At 43.6% G+C, this 7,826-nt stretch carries 5 protein-coding genes; all 5 read left to right on the plus strand.

What is annotated here, in order from left to right:
• Positions 1-89: 89 nt before the first annotated feature.
• The 5 genes from A3860_RS40290 to A3860_RS40315 all read left to right on the plus strand — a co-directional run bounded on the left by A3860_RS40290 (position 90) and on the right by A3860_RS40315 (position 7,456).
• Positions 90-3,221 carry a ligand-binding sensor domain-containing protein gene (locus tag A3860_RS40290; protein ID WP_245843735.1) on the plus strand — a complete coding sequence of 1,044 codons (3,132 nt, stop codon included), beginning with the start codon at positions 90-92 and terminating at the stop codon, positions 3,219-3,221.
• A gap of 13 nt (positions 3,222-3,234) precedes the next feature.
• Positions 3,235-4,017 carry a response regulator gene (locus A3860_RS40295; RefSeq protein WP_081156250.1) on the plus strand — a complete coding sequence of 261 codons (783 nt, stop codon included), beginning with the start codon at positions 3,235-3,237 and terminating at the stop codon, positions 4,015-4,017.
• Between the two features lie 211 nt (positions 4,018-4,228).
• Positions 4,229-4,597, plus strand: a complete 369-nt coding sequence (locus A3860_RS40300; RefSeq protein ID WP_081156251.1) for a BlaI/MecI/CopY family transcriptional regulator — start codon at positions 4,229-4,231, stop codon at positions 4,595-4,597.
• Between the two features lie 10 nt (positions 4,598-4,607).
• Positions 4,608-6,428 carry a M56 family metallopeptidase gene (locus tag A3860_RS40305; protein ID WP_081156252.1) on the plus strand — a complete coding sequence of 607 codons (1,821 nt, stop codon included), beginning with the start codon at positions 4,608-4,610 and terminating at the stop codon, positions 6,426-6,428.
• A gap of 593 nt (positions 6,429-7,021) precedes the next feature.
• Entirely contained in the window at positions 7,022-7,456 is a 435-nt protein-coding gene (locus A3860_RS40315; RefSeq protein ID WP_081156254.1) for a DUF1801 domain-containing protein, read from the plus strand.
• The last annotated feature ends 370 nt before the right edge of the window (positions 7,457-7,826 follow it).

Genomic DNA, 7,826 nt, shown 5'->3' on the forward strand with positions numbered 1-7,826 from the left:
TCAGAGCCGTTTTATTTCAGTTCATTTATTCATCAATTTGTCTCATTTTTATACCACATATTCTAATTTTATAAACCAGATTGCCCCGTTTGAAAAGAAGCATAGCGATATCGATGTTTGCCTTGTTTGTTTGGTTAAGCGCTTTTTGCCAGCCATTCGACTTCAGGAGTTACCAGGTGGAGAAAGGTCTTTCCAACAACACGGTCACCTGTTCGTTGCAGGATAAGCGGGGCTTTATGTGGTTTGGCACTAAAGACGGCCTGAACCGTTTTGATGGCCGTGGTTTTAAAGTATTCAGGCAAATAAATGGCGACAGCAATTCACTGGGCAATAACTCCATCACAAAATTATTACAGGATAAACAGGGCGTATTGTGGGTAGGTACTGAAAGAGGGTTGTACAGGTATAATGAAGAAAAGGAAAATTTTTCCCTGATGAACAACAGCCTGCCCTCCTACATCCAGGGAATTGGGAACGATGGGTATGGCAATCTCTGGTTTATTTCTAAATTCAGGCTATTCAGGTATACAACTGTCAATGGAAAGATCACAGAATATCCTTTCAAGAATAGCGATGATTACTATACAGCTGTTTGCGGTGATACATCGGGGCATATATGGGTGGCCAGTGGCCGCGGACAGTTGGGATTGTTTAATGAAGCCAATGGCCAGTTTACATTTTACCCGCTCTTCGGGCATTCCAGGCCGCCCGTGTCGACCTACGTGGAAAAAATATTCGACAGCGGTGAAGGGTTTTTGCTTATAGGCACTTCCAACCAGGGTGTAAAACAATTTGATCTGGCGGCCCGTACTTATTCAGATATTCTTACTTATAACGAAGATGGCACCGAAATTTTTGTGCGCGATTTTATAAAAAGGTCCCGCTATGAATATTGGATTGGCACCGAAAGCGGCATCTACATTTACGATACGCGCACCAACAGCGCCATCAATCTGAAAAAAAATTATAACAACCCTTATGCGTTAACTGATAATGCCATTTACTCGCTGAGTCGCGACCGCGAAGGCGGATTATGGATCGGCACTTATTTTGGCGGCGTAAATTATTATTCGAATCAGCATCTTATGTTCGAAAAATTTTTCCCCCAGCTGGGGCAAAATTCAATCAGTGGCAATGCAGTGCGGGAGATTGTACAGGACAGCACCGGCAATCTCTGGATTGGAACCGAGGATGCCGGCTTGAACAAATTCAATCCACATACTGGCCGGTTTCAAAACTACCAACCAGGCAGGTCGCCTTACAGCATTGCACATACTAATATCCACGGACTGCTGATCGATGGAAATGTTTTATGGATCGGTACTTTTGAACATGGGCTCGACAAAATGGATCTCCATACCGGGAAAGTTATCCGGCATTATGTTGCCGGCGCCGATGCCAACAGCCTGAAGAGTAATTTTATCTATTCCTTATATAAAACAAAAGCCGGGCACATCTTCCTGGCCACTTCAAATGGCTTTTACCGTTATAACCGGGATGCAGACAATTTTCAGCTGCTATCATTTTTGCCCTTCAACACCTTTTATTCTGCTGTACTGGAAGATGACCAGGGCACCTTGTGGATAGCTACATTCAATGCCGGGTTGTTCTACTACAACCCCGCAAAAAATATGTACGGCCATTACCGCCTGCTCAGCAATGGTGAAGATGTATTGGCTAAAACGCGCATCACCCGTTTGTACGAAGACCGGCAACAGAATACCTGGATCTCTACAGAAAATGGTTTGTACTGTTTTAACCTGGGGCGCACCTTCCTGAAATTTTATTCAGATAAGAACGGGTTGCCCAGTAATTTAATTTACAACACCCTGGAAGATAAACAGGGCAACCTTTTTATTACCACTTCAAAAGGGCTGGCCAGGTACGATGTCAGCCATGGCACCATTACTGTTTTTACCCAGGCCAACGGGCTGCTTACCGACCAGTTCAATTATAATTCCGGATTCATTGACCCAGCCGGCAAAATGTATTTTGGCAGTGTGAAAGGAATGATCGCTTTCAGGCCGGAAGGCTTTCAGCCGAACAATTTTGTTCCTCCCGTTTACTTCACCGGCTTTCAGATATTTAATAAGGAAGCGGCCATCAATGACCAGGGCTCGCCGCTGAATAAAAGCATTGTGCTTACTCAAAAAATAACGTTGCCGTATAACCAGGCTACTTTCAGCATTGAGTTTTCGGCATTAAGCTTCAGCTCTCCGGGCAATGTGCAATATGCTTATCAAATGCGTGGGATAAGCAATGCCTGGAACTATATTGGCGCCAACAACCGCATCTATTTCACCAACCTGCCACCCAACAGGTATCAATTGTCGGTAAAGTCGGGCAGCAGTAATAGCAGGTGGAGCAACAATATGGTCAGTATTTATATTGAAATAATGCCCCCGTGGTGGAAAAGCACTTTGGCCTACCTGTTGTATAGCGCGCTGTTGCTGATAGCGGCTTTTTTGGTTTTCCGGTTCTATCACAACAGGCAATTGGCAAAACAGCAACGGGAAATGGAATTATTTGAAATAAAAAAAGACAAAGAGTTTTACCAGTCCAAAATGGACTTCTTTACAAAAATTGCCCATGAGATCCGTACACCGCTGACCCTGATCAGGGCCCCCATGGAAAAAATGCTAAAGCAGGTAGATGCCCTGCCCCAATTTGAAAAATACCTGCTGGCAATGAACAGGAATACGGAGCGGCTGCTCACACTGACGAACCAGCTGCTTGACTTCCGGAAAATTGAATCGGATCATTTCCTGGTGAATATCACCAGCTTCAACGTAACCGAACTGCTCAGGAATTCCTGCGCCAATTTTCAATCGGCAGCCGAACAAAAAAACCTGCACATGCAGTTTATTGCCGCAGGCCCTGTTTTTGTGCAGGCCGATGAAGAGAGTACCCTTAAGATCATCAGCAACCTGCTCGACAATGCGGTGAAATATGGCCAATCGAGGATCATTGCTGAAATACAGCCAGTACAACTTACTGACAAATGGGTAACCATTGCTATCAGCAACGATGGCAATCTTATTCCAGACGCATTGCATGATAAAGTATTTGAACCCTTTTTCAGGATGAAAGAAAACGAAAAAGCAACAGGCACAGGAATTGGGCTGTCGCTGGCCCGCTCCTTATCGCAATTGCAGAAAGGCGACCTCACCATTACTACCGCCCACGGACTAAATACATTTAATCTTACATTACCTGTTTAATGAGCATACCAGTATGGAACAACAAAAAACACCGCTGCCAAAAACCACCATTCTTATTGTAGATGACAATGAAGAGATCCTCGACTTTTTGTCAGACGATCTGCAGGCAGCTTACCAGGTGCTTACTGCCCGGGATGGCGAAGAAGCCCTGCAGCAATTACATGAGCATATCGTTCACCTGGTGATCAGTGATGTAATGATGGATAAGATGGATGGATTTGAATTATGTCAACGAATAAAGGCTGATTTTGAATTGAGCCATATTCCCATTATACTGCTAACGGCTAAAAATATTCTGCAATCAAAAATTGAAGGGCTTAAATCGGGGGCCGACGTATATATTGAAAAACCATTTTCGCCAGAGCACCTGAATGCACAGGTTGCCAGCCTGCTCGAAAACCGCAACCGGCTTAAAGAATATTTCGCCAAATCACCACTTGTGCATATTAAAGGCGTTGCACACAACCGGATGGACGAAGAGTTTATGGAACAATTACACCAGGTTATACAAAATAATATTACGGATCACGAACTGGATGTGGAACGGCTGGCCACCCTGATGAATATGAGCCGCCCTACCCTGTACCGGAAGATCAAAAGCATCACCGATCTTTCGCCCAATGAGATGATCAATCTTACGCGGTTAAAAACGGCAGCGGAACTAATTAGCCAGGGGAATACTCATATGAATGATATTGCAGAAAGAGTAGGCTATAATTCATTGACCCAATTCGGCCGCAACTTCCAGAAGCAGTTTAATATGACACCTACTGAATATGCGAAACAGTGGAGTTAGAGCGGGCGAATTTTGTTCAGAAATGTCCTGGTAGGTGGAGATCTTCTGACCGTCTGACATTTTGCTTAAATTTTGTTCAACTTCATTTCCTGTAACTGATCACAAGAACCAGTTATCGGAAGCCGGTCCTGCAGGTTGGCCGGAAAAAGTTTTTTTTGTTAAAACTACAACTGTAGTTGCTTGATTACAGAAATAGTTCTAGTTTAGCGATATGAAAAAACGACTCAGCGAAAAAGAGGAAGCGCTGATGCAGGTCATCTGGCGGCTTGAAAAAGCCTTTGCAAAGGACGTGCGTGAAGCGCTGCCCAATCCAAAACCACATATTAATACTGTAGCCACCACTATGCGCAGGCTGGCCGACAAAGGATTTCTTATTTATGAAGATTTCGGCACCACTTATCGTTATTCGGCTGCCATTTCCCAAAAAGAGTATACAAATAAGTTTGTGAAGCCGCTACTGACGCGTCTTTTCGGCAATTCCATGAAGAATGTGGTGGCATTCTTTGCCGAACAGGAAGAGGTTTCTGTAGAGGAGTTGAAGGAAATCGTTAAAATGATAGAGAAAAAAAATAGAAAATAAATTCCGGTTTATGGGGGCTATTCTACTTTATTTGCTGAAAGCGAACCTGGTCATCAGTATTTTCTTTTTGGCCTATTACTGTTTGCTGAGAAAGGAAAAATTTTTCAGATTGAACAGGATCGTCCTTTTGAGTGCTATTGGCCTGGCCTTCCTTTTACCCTTATTGCCCGCCCTCGAGAGTACTACTGAAAATGGGCTGAGGCGCGGCATGTGGGCCATGAGGCCTTTCTCTCATTGGGAGCATCCATTCAGCGATGCACCGGATACGGCAGCCATAAGCCCCCATGTACATTCCCCGGTGTCAACACTGCAGCCTGCACACAATACGATACCGGTAATCAAAGTTGTGAATATTCTTGACCGGGTATATTTTTTGGTAGCGGTAGTGCTGCTGCTACGTTTGCTTTTTCAAATACAACAAGTCTGTCGCATAATTAGAAGAAGCAGGCGCGAAAAAGTAAACGGCATTATTTACTGCTATCATGAACTGGACCTGCCAGTTTTCTCATTCTTTCGTTGCCTGGTAATGAACAAAGGTCATTATCCGCCTGCAGATGTTGAGCAGATCATTTCTCATGAGCAGGAGCATATCCGTCAGGGACACAATTTTGATCTGTTGCTGGTGGAATTAGTGCATGCATTGTGCTGGATCAATCCATTCCTCATTGGATTAAAACGAACGGTGAAGCTCAACCTGGAATTTCTTGCAGACAAGGCGGTACTGGACAAAGGAGCTGACCCTTCTTCCTATCAATACAGCATGCTGAGATGTCTGCGGCCGTCGGGACTACCGTTGGTCAATTTATTTGCTTCATCTAAAATTAAAACACGCATTTATATGATGAACAAAAAAAGTTCTCCCATCCGCAATATGTACAAATATGCGCTGGTGCTTCCCTTGCTAACCGGGTGCTATTTCATGGTGAATCCCTTAAAAGCACGATCAATGCCTTCCACCAACCACCTGGAAACGGTACTTCCCCCTCGCCAGGACCTGAAAGCGTTTGAAGGCTATTATCTGGCCGACTTCGATAAGGATACTTATATTCAGATCAGGGCTACAGGTAACCAGTTAATTCTTAAACAACTGTGGAATGATAGAGAGATTGTATTCAATCAACAGTCAGCGCTGGAGTTTTTAAACGTGAATAAAGATTTTCCCCTTAAATTTTTCAAAAACGACCAGGGTGCGGTTGTGCAACTATTGGCATACAATAAAGACCATTGGAATAAAGTGAAGAGTTATGCACCACCAAAGTACATTCATCTTCAAGCCGGGCAATTGAAATCTTTTGAAGGTTATTACCAGATTGACGGGCAGGATGGCAAAAGGGATTATATCCAGATCGAATCTACCCCCGACGGGCTGAAACTCCGCGAGGGTTGGACTGGAAGGGAGATAATGTTTAGGCCTACAGCAGCTACAGAATTCTTTGCTCAGCAATGGAGGTTCCCGCTTCAATTTACCAAAGATGACAATGGTAATGTTACGCAGGTGCTGGCTTTTCATCGCGATCTGTGGAAAAAGATGCAGGACCCCTCTACCGCTGTAATGAAAAAGGAAGTTAAACTACAGCCTGCGCAGCTAAAGGCCCTGGAAGGCAAGTATCAAATAATTGCTGGCGATAAACTCACCATTAAAGCCGAAAAGGAAGGCATCGTACTCACACAGCTGTGGGACAATGTAGCGGTGCACCTGGTGCCTTCTTCTGCCACGGAGTTCTTTAGTAAAGAGAATGGTATGCCTCTTGTCTTTACCCTCGACCAAAATGGGGTAGCTACAGAAGTGCTTGCATACGAAAAAGACCGTTGGACGAAAATAAAAGAATGATTTGCCGGCTGGCGAACAATCTATAAAACAAAGACTGTCTTTTATGTTTGCAAAAGCATGGAGACGGCCTTCCCGGCGAAGCAAAAGCAACTTAAGCCTTATACCATTTTGCATTAAAATGAAGCAACCGGTACTTCAGCAGTCTGGACAAAAAGCCCTGTTTTATTTACTGAATTCCATAAACTTCGACAGGTCGAATTTTTTCGACAGGGCAAGGGAAACAGTTGGTTTGTTGTTGGGTTTTATTAGTCCCCTTACTTCACCGGTGAAAGAGATACCATAGGTTTCTTCGTTCAGGCGGAACTGTACGAGATAAAAAGGCAGCCAACACCCCCTGCAAATATTGACAGGTTTTTGTTTTCGGGAAGGTTACTTTTGCTCTTGCCAAAGCAGAATGGCCTGATGTCGCGTTTGTAAAGAAAAACACCCTTTTGTTACACCTGACCGGCATTGCCAACTTCGAAGCACTTGTAGCTATTTATGGTGTACCAGGCACAATACCCCCCTTAGATTGTCGTATTACCCACCCGTAAGTTCAGAAAGAGTGCGTTACATTCGGGAAACAGATCTTAACCGGTAATTTTATATTTTATATGAACGTACAGGAACAAATCAAAAAGTATATTACCAGCCAGCCTGAACCAAAACGCAGTGAAATGCAGGAGTTGCACCAGCGCACACTTCAGGCGTTACCAGGATGTAAATTATGGTTCGATGATGGTAAAGACAGCGAAAATAAAACTGTTACTAACCCTACCATAGGATATGGATTACAAACATTAAAGTATGCCAATGGAAAGACCAGGGAGTTTTTTCAAATTGGAATAAGTGCAAACAAAACCGGGATCTCTGTCTATATCCTTGGCATTAGCGATAAGAAATACCTGGCCCAAACGTATGGGGAAAAAATAGGTAAGGCCAGCGTTACGGGGTATTGCATTAAGTTCAAAACGCTGAAAGATATCAACGTTGATATACTAGAAGCGGCCATACGGTATGGGTATGAGGCACAGCATGAAAAAAAGTGAAGAAACTCCCAAATGATGCCCTGCAGCTTTTCAGTTTGACCATTTAAGCAGTTAACGGTCTCGTATAAGTTGGTAAAATTTGTATATTGCTCACAATTATGGCCCCCAATTTTTCAAATTGTGGGTAAGAACTACAAAGGCTGTGGAAGAAGTCGCTAAAGATGAGACATAAGTCGCAACATTGCCACATAAGTTCGAAACTTTCCACCCAATGTTTTAAACTTTCCACGACATCTTTTGAACTTTCCATTCAATGTTTTGAACTTTCCATCCAATGTTTTGAACTTTCCACACGAAGTTGCGAACTTGTAAAGCAAAGTTTGCAACTTGTGATCCAATGTTTGAAACATATGCGGCATCACAAGCGTTG

It is taken from the genome of Niastella vici (genome assembly GCF_002077945.1).
GTDB lineage: Bacteria > Bacteroidota > Bacteroidia > Chitinophagales > Chitinophagaceae > Niastella > Niastella vici.